Origin of the sequence: Cupriavidus sp. NPDC089707 (genome assembly GCF_044748965.1) — a bacterium.
Classification (GTDB): Bacteria; Pseudomonadota; Gammaproteobacteria; order Burkholderiales; family Burkholderiaceae; genus Cupriavidus.
In genome coordinates this window covers 38,778-57,586 of sequence record NZ_JBIVHB010000012.1, presented here as the reverse complement: position 1 = coordinate 57,586, position 18,809 = coordinate 38,778, and the positions used below count along the sequence as shown (strand labels likewise).

Here is an 18,809-nt window from a genome sequence, read left to right as displayed (position 1 = left end):
CGCCGCCGCGGCCGGCCCTCGCGGAGGTGGTAGAACACCTGAGTGCCAACGGCTTTCGCAGCCCCTAACCGCGATCTATGCTGAAGGTGTTGGAGCGGTGTTGCACACTTCGCCGGCCACTCCAGTCTTCACCTCAGCCCTATCGGAGGGCATATGAAAGTTTCTGCCTTGCTGTTGGCAGCGTCGATGGCCGCTGGCTGGTCATCGCTCGCCCAGGCTGCCGGATGCTCTTATGACATGCAGTGCAAAGGGGAGCGGATCTGCCAGCAAGGGCAGTGCGTGTTCCCCGATGCCGAAGAAACGGCCGAAGCCGGCGGCCCGACTCCGGCAGCGCCAGCAGCGGCCACCAAGCGCACACCGGTGCCTCCACCGCCGCGCGGCTGCTGCACGGTGGCGGGCAAGCTCAAGCTGTCGCCGGCTTCGGCCTCCGACACCAGCCTGTCCACCGGCGACGCCTGCCAGGGCCTGACCAACTCCGGCAAGCCGGTTCCCGGCACGATCTGCAACTAGGCGCGCACGCCTGGCGGCCCGCCCCTGCAGTTTCCGCGCGCTGCCTGTCGTGCTAGCGCGCGTGCGCCAGCATGGCTTGCAGCAGCACGTTGGCGCCCGCCTCGATATGCTCGGGCAGCGCGTCTTCCAGTTCGTTATGGCTGATGCCGTCCTTGCAGGGCACGAAGATCATGCCGGCCGGCGCGCGCCGCGCGACGTAGACCGCGTCGTGGCCCGCGCCGCTGACCACGTCCATGTGTGGCAGCCCAAGCATGGCCGCCGCGCGCCGCACGCTGTGGACGCATGCAGGCGCGAACTCGCACGGCGCGAACTTGACCACCTGGCGGCTCCCGACCTCGACGCCGCCGGCCGCGGCGATGTCTTCGAAGGCAGCGTGCATGGCCGCATCCATGCGATCGAGCCCGGCCTGCGACAGGTTGCGGAAATCCACTGAAAATTCGACGCGGCCCGGGATCACGTTGCGCGAGTTCGGCGTTACCTGGAGGTAGCCGACGGTGCCGCGCCCGTGCGGCGCCTCGTCGCGCGCGATCTGGTTGACCGCGTCGACCATGCGCGCGGCGGCCAGCATGGCGTCGTGGCGCAGCGCCAGCGGCGTGGGGCCGGCGTGCGCGTCCATGCCGGTCACGGTCACGTCGTACCACTGCTGCCCGAGCGCGCCGGTGACCACGCCGATCGGCAGCCCGGCTGCCTCCAGCACCGGCCCCTGCTCGATATGCGCTTCGAAGTACGCCGCGAACATGCCGCCCGGCACGTCGCCGGCCGGGTGCGCGCCGCGGTAGCCGATGGCCTGCAGCGCGTCGCCCACGCTGACGCCATCGAGATCGGTCTGCGCGCGCGCAAAGCCGGCATCGAACTCGCCGGCGAAGACGCCAGAGCCCATCATCACCGGCGTAAAGCGCGTGCCTTCCTCATTGGTCCAGAACACGACCTCCAGCGGCGCGCGCGTGGCGATGCCCAGGTCATTGAGCGTGCGCATGACCTCCAGGCCCGCCATCACGCCGAAGTTGCCATCGAACTTGCCGCCCGACGGCTGCGTGTCGATATGGCTGCCGGTGGCCACGGCGGGCGCGGCCGGGTCGGTGCCGGCACGCCGTGCAAACACGTTGCCGATCTCGTCGACGCGCACGTCGAGGCCGGCCTCGCGGCACCACTGCACCACCAGGTCGCGCCCTTTGCGGTCGGCGTCGGTCAGCGCGATGCGGCACACGCCGCCCTTGGGCGTGGCGCCAATCGCGGCGAGGTCCATCAGCGATTGCCACAGGCGGGCGCCATTGATGCGGGGAAGTTGAATCGGTTCCATGTCTGCTTGTTGGTGGGGGATGAAGTTTGCCGATTGATGAGGTCTCGGCCGGCGAATCAGCAAGAACAGCAAGAAGCAGGCCATCGCACACAGCAGCGCCACGGCCACAGGCGCAGCCGCCGCAGTGGCACATGACTTGCTTTGCCAACCTGCGTCCCTTCACTCGTGACCTCACGCCAAACCAGGAGCAAGCCTGTGCACCACGTCCCCTCCCCTCTCGCGAAAGGCCTCAAGTCCGCCGCTTCCCTGATGAGCGCCGCCGCGCTGACGCTGCTCGCAATGCCGGGCGCCGCGCATGCCGACAAGGTGCTGCGCATCGGCATGACCGCGGCCGATATCCCGCGCACGCTGGGCCAGCCCGACCAGGGCTTCGAAGGCAACCGCTTCTCCGGCATCCCCATGTACGACGGCCTGACGCAATGGGACCTGTCCAAGGGCAACGGCCCCAGCCTGCTGATCCCGGGCCTGGCCAGCGAATGGAAGGTCGATGCCAAGGACAAGACCAGGTGGGTGTTCAAGCTGCGCCCCGGCGTCAAATTCCATGACGGCACCCCGTTCAACGCCGACGCCGTGGTGTGGAACGTCGGCAAGGTCCTGGACAAGGCCGCGAAGCAGTTCGACCCGAGCCAGGTCGGGGTGACCGCGTCGCGCATGCCGACGCTGCGCTCGGCGAAGAAGATCGACGACCTCACGGTGGAACTGGTCACGTCCGAGCCGGACTCCTTCCTGCCTTACAACCTGACCAACCTGTTCATGGCCTCGCCCACGCAGTGGGAGAAGAAGTTCGCCGCGGTGCCGGCCTCGGTCACCGATCCGGTGGAGCGCTCCAAGCAGGCGTGGGTCGCCTTCGCCGCCGACGCCGCCGGCACCGGCCCGTTCAAGATGAGCCGCTTCATCCCGCGCGAGCGCCTGGAAGTGGTGCGCAATGCGCAATACTGGGACGCAAGGCGCGTGCCGAAGATCGACAAGGTGGTGATGGTGCCGATGCCAGAGGCCAACGCCCGCACCGCCGCGCTGCTGTCCGGCCAGGTCGACTGGATCGAGGCGCCCGCGCCCGACGCCATCGCCCAGATCAAGAGCCGCGGCTTCCAGGTCTATGCCAACACGCAGCCGCATATGTGGCCGTGGCAGCTGTCGTTTGCGCCCGGCTCGCCATGGCTGGACAAGCGCGTGCGCCAGGCCGCCAACCTGTGCGTCAACCGCGGCGGGCTGAAGACGCTGCTGGGCGGCTACATGGCCGAGGCCAAGGGCATCGTCGAGGCCGGCAACCCGTGGTGGGGCAATCCGAAGTTCGATATCAAGCACGACCCGGCCGCCGCGCGCAAGCTGATGCAGGAGGCCGGCTACTCGGCCGCCAAGCCGGTCAAGGTGAAGGTGCAGGTGTCGGCGTCGGGCTCCGGCCAGATGCAGCCGCTGCCGATGAACGAATACGTGCAGCAGAACCTGAAGGAATGCTTCATCGACGTCGATTTCGACGTGGTCGAGTGGAACACGCTCTTCACCAACTGGCGCGTCGGCGCCAAGGACGCCAGCGCACACGGCGCCAACGCCATCAACGTCAGCTTCGCGGCGATGGACCCGTTCTTTGCAATGGTGCGCTTCGTCAGCACGAAGACGCAGCCGCCGGTTTCCAACAACTGGGGCTACTTCGGCAATGCCGAGTTCGACAAGCTGATCGAGGACGCCCGCACTTCGTTCGACGAGAAATCGCGCGACGCGGCGCTGGCCAGGCTGCATGCACGCATCGTCGAGGAGTCGCCATTCGTGCTGATCGCGCATGACGTCGGCCCGCGCGCGATCTCGAAGAAGGTCAAGGGCGTGGTGCAGCCACAAAGCTGGTTTATCGACATCGCGACGATGTCGATGGACTGATCCACTTGCCGCCTGCACCGTCGTTCCCGCCTGCGCGGGAATGACGGAGCTTCCTCCGCAGCTTGCTTCGCCTGGATACCGCCAGCCATGCAATACCTGTTCCGCCGCATCCTCTATGCCATCCCGATCCTGCTCGGGGTGGCGCTGCTGTGCTTCTCGCTGGTCCACATCGCGCCGGGCGACCCGCTGGTGTCGGTGCTGCCGCCCGATGCATCCGAAGAACTGCGCCGCCAGCTCACCGCGCTCTATGGCTTCGACCAGCCTTTCCTGGAGCAATTCGCGCACTGGCTCTGGCGCGCTCTGCAGGGTGACCTGGGCACCTCGATCGCCACCAGCCGCCCGGTGATGGCTGAAGTCGGCAACGCCGTGGTCAATTCACTGCGGTTGGCGACCATTGCCACGCTGATCGGCTTCAGCTTCGGCTGCCTGTTCGGCTTCGTGGCGGGCTACCTGCGCGACTCGATCGCCGACCGCACCGCGTCGCTGCTGTCGGTGCTGGGCGTCAGCATCCCGCACTACTGGCTCGGCATGGTGCTGGTGATCGCGTTCTCGGTGCTGCTGGGCTGGCTGCCGGCCACTGGCGCGGGCCCGGGCGGGTCCGGCGACTGGACGTGGGACTGGGAGCACATGCAGTACATGCTGCTGCCGGCGGTGACCATGTCGGTGATCCCGATGGGCATCGTCGCGCGCACCGTGCGCGCGCTGGTGGCGGAAATCCTGTCCAACGAGTTCATCGTCGGCCTGCGGGCAAGAGGGCTTTCGGACCTGGCCGTATTCCGCCACGTGCTGAAGAACGTCGCGCCGACCGCGCTGTCGGTGATGGGCCTGCAGCTGGGCTACCTGCTTGGCGGCTCCATCCTGATCGAGACAGTGTTCTCGTGGCCGGGCACCGGCTTCCTGCTCAATTCCGCCATCTTCCAGCGTGACTTCCCGCTGCTGCAAGGCACGATCCTCGTGCTGGCGGTGTTCTTCGTGCTGCTCAACCTGCTGGTCGACACGCTACAGACGCTGTTCGACCCGCGCATCCAGCGCAGCTAGCGCGAGGGAGACCGCCATGCAAATGACGCTAGACCACACGCAAGCCGCGCCGGCGGTGCAGCGCTCGCCGGGCTACTGGGCCACGGTGGGCCGCCGCCTGTTGCGCAACAAGCTCGCCATGCTGGCCGCGCTGGTACTGCTGGCGCTGGTGCTGATGGCGCTGTTAGCGCCGATGCTGATGCCGGCCGACCCGTATGCCTCGTCCATCCTCAAGCGCCTGAAGCCCATCGGCACCGAGCATTTCCCGCTCGGTACCGATGAACTGGGCCGCGACATGCTGTCGCGCCTGATGCTGGGCGCAAGGCTGTCGCTGTTCATGGGCATCACGCCGGTGCTGCTGGCCTTTGTCATCGGCAGCGGGCTCGGCATCGTCGCCGGCTATGCCGGCGGCTGGACCAACACCGTGATCATGCGCGTCACCGACATCCTCTATGCCTTCCCGTCGGTGCTGCTGGCGATCGCGCTGTCCGGCACGCTGGGCGCCGGCGTGGGCAACGCGCTGCTGTCGCTGACCATCGTCTTCATCCCGCAGATCGTGCGCGTGGCGGAAAGCGTGACCACGCAGGTACGCAACCGCGAGTTCGTCGACGCGGCGCGTGCCTCGGGCGCCTCGTCGCTGGCGATCGTGCGCGCGCACGTGCTCAACAACGTGCTGGGGCCGATCTTCGTCTATGCCACCAGCCTGATCTCGGTGTCGATGATCCTGGCCTCCGGGCTGTCCTTCCTCGGCCTTGGCGTGAAGCCGCCCGAGCCCGAGTGGGGCCTGATGCTCAACACGCTGCGCACCGCGATCTACACCCAACCGTGGGTGGCCGCGCTGCCCGGCGCGATGATCTTCCTGACCTCGGTCTCGTTCAACCTGCTGGCCGACGGCATCCGCTCGGCCATGGAAATCAAGGACTGAACCATGCCAGCACTGATGCAGGCCCCTTCCCCCACTACTGCGACGCGCGACATCGGCGGCCCGGCCCAGCCGCTGGTGATCGCCCACCGGCTGGTCAAGCACTTCCCGATCAAAGCCGGCATACCCGGCCTGCGCTCGCGCGCGGCCGCGGTGCGCGCGGTCGACGGCGTCAGCTTCGACGTGCTCAAGGGCGAGACGCTTGGCGTGGTCGGCGAGTCCGGCTGCGGCAAATCCACCACCGCGCGGCTGCTGATGCAACTGACCGGGCAGGACAGCGGCGAGCTGATCTTCGACGCGCAAGGCGTCGGCTCGGCGCAGTTGCCGATGAAGCAGTTCCGCAGCCAGGTGCAGATGGTGTTCCAGGACAGCTATTCGTCGCTGAACCCGCGCCTCACCATCGAAGAGTCGATCGCCTTTACGCCGCGCGTGCACGGCGTGCCCGCGCGCGAGGCCACCGAGCGCGCGCGCTTCCTGCTGCAGCGCGTCGGGCTGGAGCCGGTGCGCTTTGCCGGGCGCTATCCGCACGAACTGTCGGGCGGCCAGCGCCAGCGCGTCAATATCGCCCGCGCGCTGGCCTTGCGCCCGCGGCTGGTGATCCTGGACGAGGCCGTGTCGGCGCTGGACAAATCCGTCGAGGCGCAGGTGCTGAACCTGTTGCTCGAACTGAAGGCCGAGTTCGATCTGACCTACGTCTTCATCAGCCACGACCTCAACGTGGTGCGCTATCTGTGCGACCGCGTGATGGTGATGTACCTGGGCAAGGTGGTGGAAATCGGCGACACCGAGACCCTCTACCGCAACCCCGCGCACCCCTACACGCGCGCGCTGCTGGCGTCGATGCCGTCGATGGATCCGGACCGCCGCACCGAGACCGCGCCGCTGGCCGGCGACCCGCCCAACCCGATCGACCCGCCTCCCGGCTGCAGTTTTCACCCGCGCTGCGCCATGGCGCAGGACGCCTGCGCGCGCAGGGAACCGCAGCTTGCCGAACTGGCGCCAGGCCATTCGGCGGCTTGCCTGCTGGCCACGGCGTCCTGAGGACTCCGATATGACTGCGACCCCACAACAAGCTTCCCTCGGCGCACCCATGGTCTCGGTGCGGGACCTCCACATCACCTTCTCCGGCGGCGGCAAGACTATCCGTGCGGTCAACGGTGTCTCGCTCGACGTCGGCGCCGGCGAGGCTGTGGCACTGATCGGCGAGTCGGGCTCGGGCAAGAGCGTCACGCTGCGCGCGCTGATGCGGCTGCACCCGCCGCGGCGCACCCGCATGGAAGGCGACATCCGCATCGACGGCGCCAACGTGATGGCGTTGGACAAGCGGGCGCTGGCACGCCTGCGCGGCGGCACCGTGGCGATGGTGTTCCAGGAACCGCTGCTGGCGCTGGATCCGGTCTACACGGTCGGCCAGCAGATCGTCGAGTGCATCCGCGCCCACGGCAAGGTTTCAGCCGCCGAGGCGCAAGAACGCGCGCTCAAGGCGCTCGAGGCAGTGCGCATCCCCAGCCCGGAGCGGCGCCTGGCCGCCTACCCGCACGAGATGTCAGGCGGCATGCGCCAGCGCGCGATGATCGCGCTGGCGCTGTCGGCACGCCCCAAGATCCTGCTGGCGGACGAGCCCACCACGGCGCTGGACGCCACCGTGCAGATCCAGGTGCTGATCCTGCTGCGCGAACTGCAGCGCGAGCTGGGCCTGTCGATCGTCTTTGTCACCCATGACATCGGCGCCGCGGTGGAAATTGCCGATCGCGTCGCGGTGATGTACGGCGGCCGCATCGTCGAGGAAGGCCCGATCCGCACGCTGCTGCGCGAGGCACGGCACCCGTACACCATTGCCCTGCTGCAAAGCCGCCAGCACGGCATGGCGCGCGGCCAGCAACTGCAGGCCATCGGCGGCGCCCCGCCCGACCTGGCGGCCCTGCCGCCCGGCTGCACCTTCGCGCCGCGCTGCCCGCATGCACGCCCGGCCTGCCTGGCCGCGGTGCCGGCACCGGTCAGCGTCGGCACCGGGCACCGCGTCAGCTGTGTGCTCGCTGCCGAGCCAGCCGTTGCCACTGCGGCGTAATCCCGTTGTCGCCAACCTCCCAAGAGATCATTCATGACGCTTGCCACCCATCCCGCCCGCGCCTTCATGCCATATCCGGACGTTGCCGTGCCCCATGCCGCCAGCGGTCCGCTTCAAGGGCTCACCTTTGCCGTCAAGGATCTGTTCGACGTGGCGGGTTATCCCACCGGCGGCGGCAATCCGCATGTGCTGGCGCGCTCGGGCATCAAGGCCACCACGGCGCCGGCAGTGCAGCGCCTGCTCGATGCCGGTGCCACCTTCGTCGGCAAGACCCATACCGACGAACTCGCGTTCTCGATGAACGGGCAGAACGCCCATTACGGCCGGCCGGTCAACGGCGCGGCGCCGGACCGGATCACCGGCGGCTCGTCGTCGGGCTCGGCGTCGGCGGTTTCCAACGGCCTGTGCGATTTCGCGCTCGGCTCCGATACCGGCGGCTCGGTGCGCGCGCCGGCCAGCCACTGCGGGCTGTATGGCATCCGGCCCACGCACGGCCGCATTTCGCTGGCACGCTGCCTGCCGCTGTCCGAGAGCCTGGATACCTGCGGCTTCTTCGCGCGGGACGCGGGCGCCTTTGCGCGCGTTGCCGAGGTGATGTTCGGCGCCGATCGCAAGCCGCTGCCTGCCTTGCCCCGCCTGCTGCTTGCGGCTGACTTGTTCACGCTTCCTACCCCCGAGGCCCGCGCCGCGCTGTCGCCGGCCATTGCCACGATCGAGGCAGCGCTGGGCAAGGCATCACCCGTGACGGTGGCCGACCGGCCCTTGTCCGAACTGTGGTGGGCCTTCCGCTACATCCAGGGTTGGGAAGCGTGGCAGAGCGACGGCGCGCTGATCGAGCAGTATGGGCTGGAGCTGGGTGCCGACGTGGCCGCGCGCTTCGCGTTCTCGAAGGGCGTGACGCGCTCACAGTTCGATGAGGCCAGCGCGGTGCGGCGCGACTTTACCGCGCATCTCGCCAGCCTGCTCGGCGACGACGGCGTGCTGGTGCTGCCGACCATGCCCGACATCGCCCCGCTGCGCGCCACGCCGATCGAAGCGCTGGAAAGCTACCGCAACCTGGCGTCGCACACGCTGTGCCTGACGCCGCTGAGCGGCTTCCCGCAGATCAGCCTGCCGCTGGCCAGCCGCGACGGCGCGCCGCTCGGCATTTCGCTGCTGGGGCCGGCCGGCAGCGACCGCAGCCTGGTCGCGCTGGCAGAGCGGATCGACGCCACGCCGGCCTGAGGCCGGCCGCCGCGGCCTGTCAGACTGCCAGCGCCCCAACCCCTGCTTCGGGCCGCCTGATGCGGAACCACGCCGCATACAGCGCCGGCAGGAACAGCAGCGTCAGCACGGTGGCGATGATCAGCCCGCCCATGATCGCCACCGCCATCGGCCCCCAGAACATCGAGCGCGACAGCGGGATCATCGCCAGCACCGCCGCGGCGGCGGTCAGGATGATCGGGCGGAAGCGGCGGACCGCGGCCTCGACGATGGCGGTCCAGGGCGGCACGCCCGCGCTGATGTCCTGCTCGATCTGGTCGACCAGGATCACCGAGTTGCGGATGATCATGCCCAGCAGCGCGGTAATGCCCAGCTGCGCCACAAACCCCATCGGCGCGCGCAGCAGCAACAGCGTCGCGGCGGCGCCGATCAGGCCCAGCGGGCCGGTCAGGAACACCATCAGCGCGCGCGAGAAGCTGTGCAGCTGCAGCATCAGCAGCGTAAAGATCAGGAAGATGCACAGCGGCAGCTGCGCGGCGATCGAGGCACCGGCCTTGCCGCTTTCTTCTTCCGCGCCGGCCACGGCGATGCGGTAGCCCGCCGGCAGCTGCGCGCGCAGCTTGTCCAGCTGCGGGTTGATCTGCGCGGTCACGGTCGGGCCCTGGATGCCGTCGACAACGTCCGCCTGCACGGTCACGCCGAAGTCGCGGTTCTCGCGCCAGACCACGCCGGGCTCGGACTTCAATGCCACGCGTGCCACCTGGGTCAACGGCACGGTGCGGCCGGCATTGGTCGGCACCAGCACGTTGTTCAGGTCGGAAATGGCGTCGCGCTCGCTGCGTGGCGTGCGCATCGAAATCTCGATCAGCTTGTCGCCGTCGCGGTACTGGCCTACCGGCACGCCGGTCAGCACGGTCTGCGTCACGCGCGCGATCGCGCTGGTGGACACGCCCAGCGCGCGCGCCTTGTCCTGGTCGATCTCCAGGCGCAGCATCTTGACGTTCTCGTTCCAGTTATCGTTGACGCCGACCGTGTTCGGGTTCGCGCGCATCACGGCCTTGACCTGGTCGGCCAGCTGGCGCACCGCGCCCGCCTCCGGACCGATTACGCGGAACTGGACCGGATACGCCACCGGCGGGCCGTTCGGCAGCAGCTTGACGCGGCCGCGCAGGTATGGGAATTCGGTGTCGAGCAGCGCGATGATGCGACGGCGCAACGCATCGCGCACCTCGGTACTGACCGGCATCACGATCACCTGCGCCACGTTGCTTTGCGGGAAGATCTGGTCGAGCGGCAGGTAGAAGCGCGGCGCGCCGGTGCCGACGAAGGTGGTCAGGCTTTCCACCTGCTTGTCCTTGCCCACCAGCCGCTCGAAGCGCTTGGCTTCGGCTTCCATCTGGGCAAAGCTGGTGCCTTCCGGCATCCACAGCTCCACCATCAGCTCGGGCCGGCTGGAGTCGGGGAAGAATTGCTTCTCGACGAACTTGAAGGCATAGATGCCCAGCACGAATGTCACCAGCGTGATGGCGATCACAGTCTTGCGCCAGGCCACGCACCAGTCCACCAGCCGGCGGAAGCGCGCGTAGAACGGCGTATCGAACACCTCATGATGCTCACCCGCGCCCGCGCCGTGCGTCTTGAGCAGCAGATAGCCGAGGTAAGGCGTGAAATACACCGCAGCCAGCCATGACAGCACCAGCGCCAGCGCGGTCACGGCAAAGATGGCGAAGGTGTACTCGCCCACCGTCGAGCGCGCCAGCCCAACCGGCAGGAAGCCCGCCGCCGTGATCAGCGTGCCGGTCAGCATCGGCATCGCCGTCGAGGTATAGGCAAAGGTGGCCGCCTCCATCTTGGAGAAGCCCTCTTCCAGCTTGCGCACCATCATTTCGACCGCGATGATGGCGTCGTCGACCAGCAGGCCCAGCGCCACGATCAGCGCGCCCAGCGAGATCTTGTGCAGGCCGATGCCGAAGATGTGCATGAACAGGAAGGTCACCGCCAGCACCAGCGGAATCGTCAGCGCCACCACCAGTCCGGGCCGCATATCCAGCCGGAGCGGCCGCGTATGCAAACCCAGCGCGACAAAACTGACCGCCAGCACGATCACCACGGCCTCGATCAGCACGCGCACGAACTCGCCCACCGATTGCCTGACCGCCTTGGGCTGGTCCTGGACCTGGTCCATCTCGATGCCGACCGGTAGCTGCCCGCGCAGCTTCTCGAAAGCCGCACGCAGGTCCTTGCCGAGCTGGATGATGTCTCCGCCCTTCTGCATCGAGATGCCCAGCCCGATCACGTCCTTGCCGTTGAAGCGCATCCGCGTCTGGGTCGGGTCGACATAGCCGCGGTACACGTGCGCGATGTCGCCGAGACGGATATTGGCGATGCCGTTGGGCCCGCGCAGCACCAGGTTCTCCAGGTCCTCGACGCTGGCGAACTGGCCAGACAGGCGTACCTGCAGGTTGTCGCTCGGCGTGACCAACACGCCGCTGCCGGTCAGGTTGTTCTGCTGCGAGATCTGTTCGGCGATGGCATTGATGTCCAGCCCGAGCTGGGCAAAGCGCGCCTGGTTGAATTCGATATAGACCTTCTCGTCCTGCAGCCCGATCAGCGACACCTTGGCCACCGACGGCACGCGCAGCAGTTCCTGCCGCACCAGGTCGGCGTACTCGCGCAGCTCCTTGTAGTTGAAGCCGTCGGCGGACAGCGCATAGATAGTGCCGTAGACGTCGCCGAACTCATCGTTGAAGAACGGCCCGCGCACGCCCGCTGGCAGCGTGTGCTGGATATCGCCGATCTTCTTGCGCACGGTGTACCAGATCTGCGCCGTCTCCTTCGCCGGCGAGGTGTCCTTGAGCTGAAAGATCACCGTGGTTTCGCCGGGCTTGGAGAAGCTGCGGATCTTGTCGGCGTAAGGCACTTCCTGCAGCTGGCGTTCGATCTTGTCAGTCACCTGCACCGCGATCTGCTCGGCGGTGGCACCCGGCCAGAACGCCTGCACCACCATCACGCGGAAGGTAAAGGGCGGGTCCTCGTCCTGGCCCAGCTGGAAGAACGCCAGCAGGCCACCCAGCAGCAGCACTACCAGCAGGTAGCGGGTCAGCGGCTGGTGCTCGAGCGCCCAGCGCGACAGGTTGAAGCGGGAATGATCCATGCCGCCCTCAGCCCTGCTTAGGCGTCGGGGCCGGGGCGGAAGCGGGCGCGACGGCCTGCAGCGGCCGCACCTTCTGGCCCGGGCGCAGCAGGTGCACGCCTGCGGTGACGATGGTCTGGCCCGGCGCCAGGCCCTGGCGCACCTCTACCTCGTTGCCGACCGCGTCGCCCAGCATCACCGTGACCGGCTTGACCGTGCCGGCGGCCGCGTCGTAGATCCACACCTGGTTGCGGCCCTGTTCCTGCAGCAGCGCTGTCAGCGGCACGCGGATCGCGGGGGTGGCCCCGGTCCGCACGAACGTCACCACGGCAGTCATGCCGAGCTTGAGGTCGGCGGGCGGATTGGGAATGGTGACGCGGGTGGCATAGGTGCGGGTGACGGGATCGGCAGCCGCGGCAATCTCCCGCACCCGGCCGGGCAGCGCGCGCTGCGGCTCGGCCCAGGTATGGATACTGACGTCGGTAATGCCGCGCAGCAGGTCGACCTGGTCTTCCGGCAGGCCGATCGCCACTTCCTTCTCCGCGGTCTGGGCCACGCGCACCACCGGCTGGCCGGGGGTGACGACCTGGCCCACCTCGGCGTCGATGGCCGTGACCACGCCGTCGGCGTCGGCATGTAGCACGGCGTAGGCGGTCTGGTTGGACTGGCTGCGCAGGCCGGCCTGGGCCTGGCGCAGGCGCGAGTCGGCCGCCTCGAAATTGGCCTGGCGCCGGTGCTGTTCGGCGGCGCTGATAAAGCCCTTGGCGAACAGGTCGTTGTAGCGCTTCAGGTCCGACGCGGCGAGGTCGCGGTCGGTCTTCGCGGCCTCGAACTGGGCGCGCGAACCGGCTTCGGCAAGGGACAGGTCAGTCGGATCCAGCCGGGCCAGTGGCTGGCCCCTGGTGACAACGTTACCCACGTCTACCAGGCGGGCCGCGATCTTGCCGCCCACGCGGAACCCCAACCTCGATTCGACGCGCGGGCGCACATCTCCGGAAAACTCGAAGGCGGTCTTGCCGCTGTGCTGGCTGAGGTGCATCAGGCGCACCGGACGGACCTCGGGCGCCGGCTCCGCCTTCTTGCCGCAGCCCGCGAGCGCGATGGCGGCGGCGGCCACCAGCGCGGCAACCCGTCCCGAACGCCCGAAACGCCCGAAACGCGCGCGGCGTAACGATTTTGTGTCAAAAAGAGTCGCTGCGGCCGCAACTTCCGGCACTGGGCAATGCACTGGCATCGGTAAGCTAGGAGTCGGATGGAACAGCTGGCAAGGCAGGCCGTCGGCCGCGGAGGCCAGTGCGGGGCAATAAATAACTGGCCGGTCAGTAATATAGCGAGCCCATGGGGGTGCGTCAAACGGCAGGCGACGAAACGTCTGGAATGCCCCCTCAGGTGCCGTTCCCGGCGGATGAGCTGTGATGAAATGTCTGTCACCCGGCCATCCGGCAGTGTCCGGCTGGCCGGATCGGCGATGCTACAATCGGCGCCCCGCGCTTCCCCCACCCCATCTTCAGACCGAGACCGGCGTGACGCCCGATCAGTATTGCCAAGAAAAAGTCGCCCAGAGCGGCTCCAGCTTCTATTACAGCTTCCTGTTCCTGCCGGCAGAGCGCCGGCGCGCCATCACTGCGCTGTACGCCTGGTGCCGCGAAGTCGACGACGTGGTCGACGATACGCATGATACGAGCCTGGCGCACCAGCAGCTGGACTGGTGGCGCGCGGAATTGCGGCGGCTGTTCGACGGCGCGCCCACGCACCCGACCACCCAGGCACTGCAGCCGCATATTGCCGGCGCCGGCCTGCCGCAGGTCGAAATGACCGAAGTGCTCGAAGGCATGGAGATGGACCTCACGCAGACGCGCTACCTGGATGAAGCCGGCCTGAACCGCTACTGCCATTGCGTGGCCGGCGTGGTCGGCACGCTCAGCGCTCGGCTGTTCGGCTACACCGACCCGAAGACGCTGGAATTTGCCGAGAAGCTCGGGCTGTCGCTGCAACTGGTCAATATCCTGCGCGACGTGGGCGAGGATGCCCGGCGCGGCCGCATCTACCTGCCCGTCGATACGCTGCAGCAGTTCCAGGTGCCGGCTTCCGAAATCCTCAAGGGCCAGCATTCCGAGCGCTTCGTCGCACTGATGCAATACCATGCCGAACGCGCCCGCAAGCTGTACCGCGAAGCGCTGGCGGCCCTGCCGCGCCAGGACCGCCGTGCCCAGCGCGCCGGCTTGCTGATGGGGGCGATCTACCATGCGCTGCTCGATGAGCTGGAAGCCAGCCAGTTTCAGGTCCTCAGCCAGCGGATCGCCCTGACGCCGCTGCGCAAGCTGTGGATCGCCTGGAAGACCTGGATCCGCAATGGTTGACACATAGTAAATAGACAGCCTAGTCACGACACCCGCCGACACCCGTTATGACCCAGACCACCGCTTCCCTCGGCCAGGCCATCCTCGACCACGCCGACCAGCTAGCCCGTTTCTCCGACATGGAAGACGGCCTGACCTGCGCCTACCTGACGCCGGCGCACCGTGCCGCGCAGGACCAGCTGGCGCAATGGATGGACGCTGCGGGCATGGAGGTGCGCATCGACGCCATCGGCAATGTCATCGGCCGCTACGCCGCCGACCCCGCCGTTACCGATGCCCGCGTGCTGATGACCGGCTCGCACTTCGATACGGTGCGCAATGGCGGCCGCTATGACGGGCGCCTCGGCATCCTGTTGCCGATCGCCGTGGTGGATGTGCTGAACCGGGCCGCGATCCGCCTGCCGTACCACTTGGAGGTGGTGGGATTCGCCGAGGAGGAAGGGCTGCGCTTCAAGACCAGCTTCCTGGCCAGCAGCGTGCTGGCGGGCCGCTTCGATCCCGCGCTGCTCACCCGCGTCGACGCTGACGGCATCACGCTGGCCGAGGCGCTGGCCACCTCCGGCCTGCCCGGTGCCGGCGATCTGCAAGCGCTGCGCGCGGCGGCACTGGATCCGGCGGCGCTGCTGGGCTTCGTCGAATTGCATATCGAACAGGGACCGGTGCTGCTGCACCACGACCTGCCGCTGGGCGTGGTCACGCAGATTGCCGGGAGCAGCCGCTTCCAGGTTCGGGTGGAAGGCCAGGCCAGCCATGCCGGAACGACGCCGATGGGCATGCGCAAGGACGCCGCCGCGGGTGCGGCCGAAATGATCCTGCTGGTGGAAGAGCGCTGCGCCGCCGCGCCCACGCTGGTCGGCACCGTGGGCCAGCTTCAGGTGCCGAACGGATCGAGCAACGTGATCCCGGCGGCCTGCACCTTCTCGATGGATATCCGCGCGGGCGCCGACGACATCCGCGAGGCAGCCATTGCGGACATCGTTGCCGGCATCGAACGGATCGCCGCGCGGCGCGGGCTGTCGGCTCAGGTCGAGCGCGTACCGCCGGTCAATAACGCGCCCTGCGCCCGCTGGCTGATGGAGCAGTTCGGCGCGGTACTGAAGAAGCGGGGGATGGAGGCGTTCGAGTTGCCTTCCGGCGCCGGCCACGACGCCATGATGATGCATCGCATCACCGACGTGGCGATGCTGTTCGTGCGTTGCGGCAATGGCGGGATCAGCCACAACCCGCTGGAGACCATCACCGCCGATGATGCACAGCTGGCGGCCGAAGTCTTCGTCGACTTCCTGCGCCACTTCCAGCCGCGCGGCTGACGGTAGACGGCAGCGCTCAGCTGCCGTCGTACATCTCCCGCCGGAAATCGTAGAGGCTCTTGCGCAGCCGGCGCCGCTCGTCCGGCGACAGCCGCGAACCGCCGCGCTCGCGGTCTTCCGCGCGGCGGCGGTCGGTCTCGCGCTGCTCGGCGCGATGGCGCTCCGCACGGGCACGCGCCTCGCGCTGGCCATTGCCCGGATCGCTCGCCTGCGCCGACGGATGGCGCTTGAGCAGGTTGGCCATGCCGGCCGACTGGGCCCGCGCTGGACCGGCCGGCCCAAGCAGCCATGCGGCAACCGCAAGCGCAATGCATGCGCCGGCGATACCATGCTGCGGATGCCCGTGCCGGGTTCGGTTCACTTTCATTGATAATGGCGGTCTTGGCTTCGGGAAAGGCGGTAGTTGAACCCGCCTTGAAGCCGGGAAATTTCGTTACCCCGTCTGATCCCCGTCTGGCACCGCTGTCCTCTGCAAGCATCGGGCCAGGGCCTGCGAGCCGGGTCGGCAGATGCCGTGGATCCTGCGGTGCAAATGCGCGGAAAATCGGCGCGCAAGGGACGCAAAAGGACGGGATGGCGCAGTGTAATCGCACGATTGATGCACGCCGCCATACCACGGGGTAAAGTATGTAACGTTTTGTTAAGCCATTTTGAGCGAAAGCGATAGTCGCTAAGATACCGCCATGGAAAATACCAGCCACAAGATTCTTGTCGTCGACGATGACCCGCGTCTGCGCGATTTGCTGCGCCGCTATCTGGGCGAACAGGGCTTTACCGTGCTGGTGGCGGAAAACGCCACCGCGATGAACAAGCTCTGGCTGCGCGAGCGTTTCGACCTGCTGGTGCTGGACCTGATGATGCCGGGCGAAGACGGCCTGTCGATCTGCCGCCGGCTGCGCGGCGCCAACGACCAGACCCCGATCATCATGCTCACCGCCAAGGGCGAGGACGTGGACCGCATCGTCGGCCTGGAAATGGGCGCCGACGATTACCTGCCCAAGCCGTTCAACCCGCGCGAGCTGATCGCGCGCATCCATGCGGTGCTGCGCCGCAAGGGCCCGGCAGAAGTGCCCGGCGCCCCGTCCGAAACGCCTGAGACGTTTGCCTTCGGCGACTTCGTGCTGAACCTGGCCACGCGCACGCTGACCAAGAACGACGAGGAGATCACGCTGACCACCGGTGAATTCTCGGTGCTCAAGGTGTTTGCCCGCCATCCGCGCCAGCCGCTGTCGCGCGAGAAGCTGATGGAAATGGCGCGCGGCCGCGAATATGAAGTGTTCGACCGCAGCCTGGACGTGCAGATCTCGCGCCTGCGCAAGCTGATCGAGCCGGACCCGAGCAACCCGCGTTTTATCCAGACGGTCTGGGGCCTGGGCTACGTCTTCATTCCCGATGGCGTGAAATAACCGATATCGGCCGCTGTTCCTATCGTGGCGACCGTTATCGGCAGAACTGCGACGCGGTTCTTTGGTTCGCTGTTCTGGCGAACCTTCATGCTTATCGCCCTGCTGCTGGCGATCTCGCTGGGTATCTGGTTCCAGAGCTACCGGCTGTTCGAACGCGCCCCGCGCGCGCAGCAGATCGCCATGCAGGTGGTCAGCGTGGTCAAGCTCACGCGCGCCGCGCTGCTCTACTCTGACCCCGCGCGGCGCCGCTTCCTGCTGCTCGACCTGGTGCAGAACGAAGGCATCAAGGTCTATCCGCGCGAGAAGGACGACGACTTCGCCGCGCCCACGGCCAATCCCTTCCTGACCTCGCTGGTGCAGCAGGAAATCCGCGGCCGCCTGGGCGAGGACACCGTGCTGGCCACCACCGTCAACGACATCCCCGGCGTGTGGGTCAGCTTCGAGATCGAGGGCGACGACTACTGGGTCGCTATCAGCCCCGAACGCTTCGAACGCGTGCCCGGCATCCAGTGGCTGTGGTGGAGTATTGCCGCGCTGCTGCTGTCGATCATCGGCGCGGCCTTTATCACCGCGCGCGTCAACTATCCGCTCAAGCGCCTGGCCAACGCCGCGCGCGCCATGGGCGCCGGCGGCGACCCGCCGCCGCTGCCCGAGCGCGGCGCCAGCGAAGTGGCGCTGGCCAACCACAGCTTCAACCAGATGGTGCAAGACCTGCGCCAGCTCGACGACGACCGCGTGGTGATGCTGGCCGGCATCTCGCATGACCTGCGCACGCCGCTGACGCGGCTGCGGCTGGAGACCGAGATGTCGCCGATGGACACGCCCACGCGCGACGCCATGATCGCCGATATCGAACAGATGGACGCGATCATCGGCCAGTTCCTCAACTATGCGCGGCCAGCGCTGGAAACCGTCGAACCGGTCGACCTGTCGGCGCTGGTGCACGATGCCGTGGGCGTCTACGCCGCGCATGACGACGTGCGCGTGCATGTGCGCGCCAAGGAGCCGGTGATGGCCGTAGCCAACCGCATGGAAGTCCAGCGCATCCTCGACAACCTGGTCGAGAACGCGCGCCGCTACGCCAAGGATGAGCAAAGCGGCATGGCGGTGGTCGAGATCTCCACCCGCGTCGACGACAAGGAAGCGGTGCTGACCGTGGCCGACCGCGGCAATGGCGTACCCGAAGGCCAGTTGTCGCTGCTGACGCGCCCGTTCTACCGGCTCGACAGCGCGCGCAGCGAAGCCAAGGGCGCGGGACTGGGCATGTCCATCGTCAACCGCATCATGCAGCGCAACGGCGGGCGGCTGCTGCTGGCCAACCGCGCCGCGCCGGATTCGGGCCTGGTGGTCAGCGCCTGCTTCCGCCGCGCGTGAGGGCCGCCCGGCGGCAACCGGCAGCCATACCAGCGCGTTGACAGGTTTTCGACAGCCATGGCCTACAGCCTGGCTACGGCGCAGTTCGGCGGCTTCACTCCGGCGATCTCGACCTACCTGATCAACGCCACCGGCAACAAGGCCGCGCCCGGCCTGTGGCTGATGTTCGCCGCCCTGCGCGGCCTGGTCGCCTCGCTGGTGACCGTCCGCGCGCGCCGCAGCGGTGCCGTGCTGCAAACGGCTTGAAACCCGGCCGATCGTCACCAACTTGCCATTTGCGTGCTTGCCTTGCATGGCATACTTGCCGCTCCGCAGCGCCCGGCCCTGCCTGGCG

At 67.7% G+C, this 18,809-nt stretch carries 15 protein-coding genes and 1 pseudogene; 12 read left to right on the top strand and 4 right to left on the bottom strand.

The window, feature by feature from the left end; translation table 11 throughout:
* Nucleotides 1-153 precede the first annotated feature (153 nt).
* Nucleotides 154-510 (top strand): hypothetical protein, encoded by a 357-nt coding sequence (locus ACIP1U_RS19685; RefSeq protein ID WP_400318147.1) that lies wholly within the window; start codon nt 154-156, stop codon nt 508-510.
* A 52-nt stretch (nt 511-562) separates the two neighbouring features.
* Here ACIP1U_RS19685 and ACIP1U_RS19680 read toward each other — a convergent pair whose 3' ends face one another.
* Nucleotides 563-1,810 (bottom strand): Zn-dependent hydrolase, encoded by a 1,248-nt coding sequence (locus ACIP1U_RS19680; protein ID WP_400318144.1) that lies wholly within the window; start codon nt 1,808-1,810, stop codon nt 563-565.
* A gap of 249 nt (nt 1,811-2,059) precedes the next feature.
* Between ACIP1U_RS19680 and ACIP1U_RS19675 the strand changes: the two genes are divergently transcribed.
* The 6 genes from ACIP1U_RS19675 (at nt 2,060) to ACIP1U_RS19650 (ending at nt 8,913) form a co-directional block, all read left to right on the top strand.
* Nucleotides 2,060-3,682: an ABC transporter substrate-binding protein gene (locus tag ACIP1U_RS19675; RefSeq protein ID WP_400318458.1), complete on the top strand. Its 1,623-nt coding sequence runs from the start codon at nt 2,060-2,062 to the stop codon at nt 3,680-3,682.
* An 87-nt stretch (nt 3,683-3,769) separates the two neighbouring features.
* On the top strand, nt 3,770-4,720 hold the full coding sequence (locus ACIP1U_RS19670) for an ABC transporter permease (protein ID WP_400318141.1): 951 nt from the start codon (nt 3,770-3,772) through the stop codon (nt 4,718-4,720).
* A 16-nt stretch (nt 4,721-4,736) separates the two neighbouring features.
* The gene (locus ACIP1U_RS19665) at nt 4,737-5,624 is read left to right on the top strand and encodes an ABC transporter permease (protein ID WP_400318139.1); all 888 of its coding nucleotides are present in this window, start codon (nt 4,737-4,739) and stop codon (nt 5,622-5,624) included.
* Between the two features lie 3 nt (nt 5,625-5,627).
* Entirely contained in the window at nt 5,628-6,662 is a 1,035-nt protein-coding gene (locus ACIP1U_RS19660; RefSeq protein ID WP_400318136.1) for an ABC transporter ATP-binding protein, read from the top strand.
* 10 nt (nt 6,663-6,672) lie between these two features.
* The gene (locus tag ACIP1U_RS19655) at nt 6,673-7,689 is read left to right on the top strand and encodes an ABC transporter ATP-binding protein (protein WP_400318133.1); all 1,017 of its coding nucleotides are present in this window, start codon (nt 6,673-6,675) and stop codon (nt 7,687-7,689) included.
* A gap of 33 nt (nt 7,690-7,722) precedes the next feature.
* Nucleotides 7,723-8,913 (top strand): amidase, encoded by a 1,191-nt coding sequence (locus tag ACIP1U_RS19650; protein WP_400318130.1) that lies wholly within the window; start codon nt 7,723-7,725, stop codon nt 8,911-8,913.
* A gap of 19 nt (nt 8,914-8,932) precedes the next feature.
* On the opposite strand, the gene ACIP1U_RS19645 is transcribed toward ACIP1U_RS19650, so the two are convergent.
* Nucleotides 8,933-12,046, bottom strand: a complete 3,114-nt coding sequence (locus tag ACIP1U_RS19645) for an efflux RND transporter permease subunit (protein ID WP_400318127.1) — start codon at nt 12,044-12,046, stop codon at nt 8,933-8,935.
* A 7-nt stretch (nt 12,047-12,053) separates the two neighbouring features.
* The gene (locus ACIP1U_RS19640; protein WP_400318124.1) at nt 12,054-13,259 is read right to left on the bottom strand and encodes an efflux RND transporter periplasmic adaptor subunit; all 1,206 of its coding nucleotides are present in this window, start codon (nt 13,257-13,259) and stop codon (nt 12,054-12,056) included.
* 289 nt (nt 13,260-13,548) lie between these two features.
* Here ACIP1U_RS19640 and hpnD point away from each other — a divergent pair, with 289 nt between their 5' ends.
* Together hpnD and ACIP1U_RS19630 are read left to right on the top strand one after the other, a co-directional pair.
* A complete protein-coding gene (gene hpnD, locus ACIP1U_RS19635) occupies nt 13,549-14,385 on the top strand; it encodes a presqualene diphosphate synthase HpnD (RefSeq protein WP_400318122.1) in 837 nt (278 codons plus the stop codon).
* 47 nt (nt 14,386-14,432) lie between these two features.
* Nucleotides 14,433-15,695, top strand: a complete 1,263-nt coding sequence (locus ACIP1U_RS19630) for a Zn-dependent hydrolase (RefSeq protein ID WP_400318119.1) — start codon at nt 14,433-14,435, stop codon at nt 15,693-15,695.
* A 16-nt stretch (nt 15,696-15,711) separates the two neighbouring features.
* On the opposite strand, the gene ACIP1U_RS19625 is transcribed toward ACIP1U_RS19630, so the two are convergent.
* The gene (locus tag ACIP1U_RS19625; protein ID WP_400318116.1) at nt 15,712-16,062 is read right to left on the bottom strand and encodes a hypothetical protein; all 351 of its coding nucleotides are present in this window, start codon (nt 16,060-16,062) and stop codon (nt 15,712-15,714) included.
* Between the two features lie 316 nt (nt 16,063-16,378).
* On the opposite strand from ACIP1U_RS19625, the gene ompR reads away from it, so the two are divergent.
* The 3 genes and pseudogenes from ompR to ACIP1U_RS19610 all read left to right on the top strand — a co-directional run.
* A complete protein-coding gene (gene ompR, locus ACIP1U_RS19620; RefSeq protein WP_010810107.1) occupies nt 16,379-17,101 on the top strand; it encodes a two-component system response regulator OmpR in 723 nt (240 codons plus the stop codon).
* Between the two features lie 24 nt (nt 17,102-17,125).
* Nucleotides 17,126-18,475 carry an ATP-binding protein gene (locus tag ACIP1U_RS19615; protein WP_400318111.1) on the top strand — a complete coding sequence of 450 codons (1,350 nt, stop codon included), beginning with the start codon at nt 17,126-17,128 and terminating at the stop codon, nt 18,473-18,475.
* 57 nt (nt 18,476-18,532) lie between these two features.
* Nucleotides 18,533-18,721, top strand: a pseudogene (locus ACIP1U_RS19610) (citrate-proton symporter); the annotation flags it as partial.
* Between the last annotated feature and the right edge of the window lie 88 nt (nt 18,722-18,809).

What these genes read in the sequence shown, in the direction of transcription:
- ACIP1U_RS19685 (WP_400318147.1), top strand. Translation starts at nt 154, where the DNA reads ATGAAAGTTTCTGCCTTGCTGTTGGCAGCGTCGATGGCCGCTGGCTGG.
- ACIP1U_RS19640 (WP_400318124.1), bottom strand. Translation starts at nt 13,259, where the DNA reads ATGCCAGTGCATTGCCCAGTGCCGGAAGTTGCGGCCGCAGCGACTCTT.
- ACIP1U_RS19680 (WP_400318144.1), bottom strand. Translation starts at nt 1,810, where the DNA reads ATGGAACCGATTCAACTTCCCCGCATCAATGGCGCCCGCCTGTGGCAA.
- ACIP1U_RS19650 (WP_400318130.1), top strand. Translation starts at nt 7,723, where the DNA reads ATGACGCTTGCCACCCATCCCGCCCGCGCCTTCATGCCATATCCGGAC.
- ACIP1U_RS19630 (WP_400318119.1), top strand. Translation starts at nt 14,433, where the DNA reads ATGACCCAGACCACCGCTTCCCTCGGCCAGGCCATCCTCGACCACGCC.
- ACIP1U_RS19625 (WP_400318116.1), bottom strand. Translation starts at nt 16,062, where the DNA reads ATGAAAGTGAACCGAACCCGGCACGGGCATCCGCAGCATGGTATCGCC.
- ACIP1U_RS19670 (WP_400318141.1), top strand. Translation starts at nt 3,770, where the DNA reads ATGCAATACCTGTTCCGCCGCATCCTCTATGCCATCCCGATCCTGCTC.
- ACIP1U_RS19665 (WP_400318139.1), top strand. Translation starts at nt 4,737, where the DNA reads ATGCAAATGACGCTAGACCACACGCAAGCCGCGCCGGCGGTGCAGCGC.
- ACIP1U_RS19660 (WP_400318136.1), top strand. Translation starts at nt 5,628, where the DNA reads ATGCCAGCACTGATGCAGGCCCCTTCCCCCACTACTGCGACGCGCGAC.
- ACIP1U_RS19675 (WP_400318458.1), top strand. Translation starts at nt 2,060, where the DNA reads ATGAGCGCCGCCGCGCTGACGCTGCTCGCAATGCCGGGCGCCGCGCAT.
- ACIP1U_RS19645 (WP_400318127.1), bottom strand. Translation starts at nt 12,046, where the DNA reads ATGGATCATTCCCGCTTCAACCTGTCGCGCTGGGCGCTCGAGCACCAG.
- ACIP1U_RS19655 (WP_400318133.1), top strand. Translation starts at nt 6,673, where the DNA reads ATGACTGCGACCCCACAACAAGCTTCCCTCGGCGCACCCATGGTCTCG.
- ompR (WP_010810107.1), top strand. Translation starts at nt 16,379, where the DNA reads ATGGAAAATACCAGCCACAAGATTCTTGTCGTCGACGATGACCCGCGT.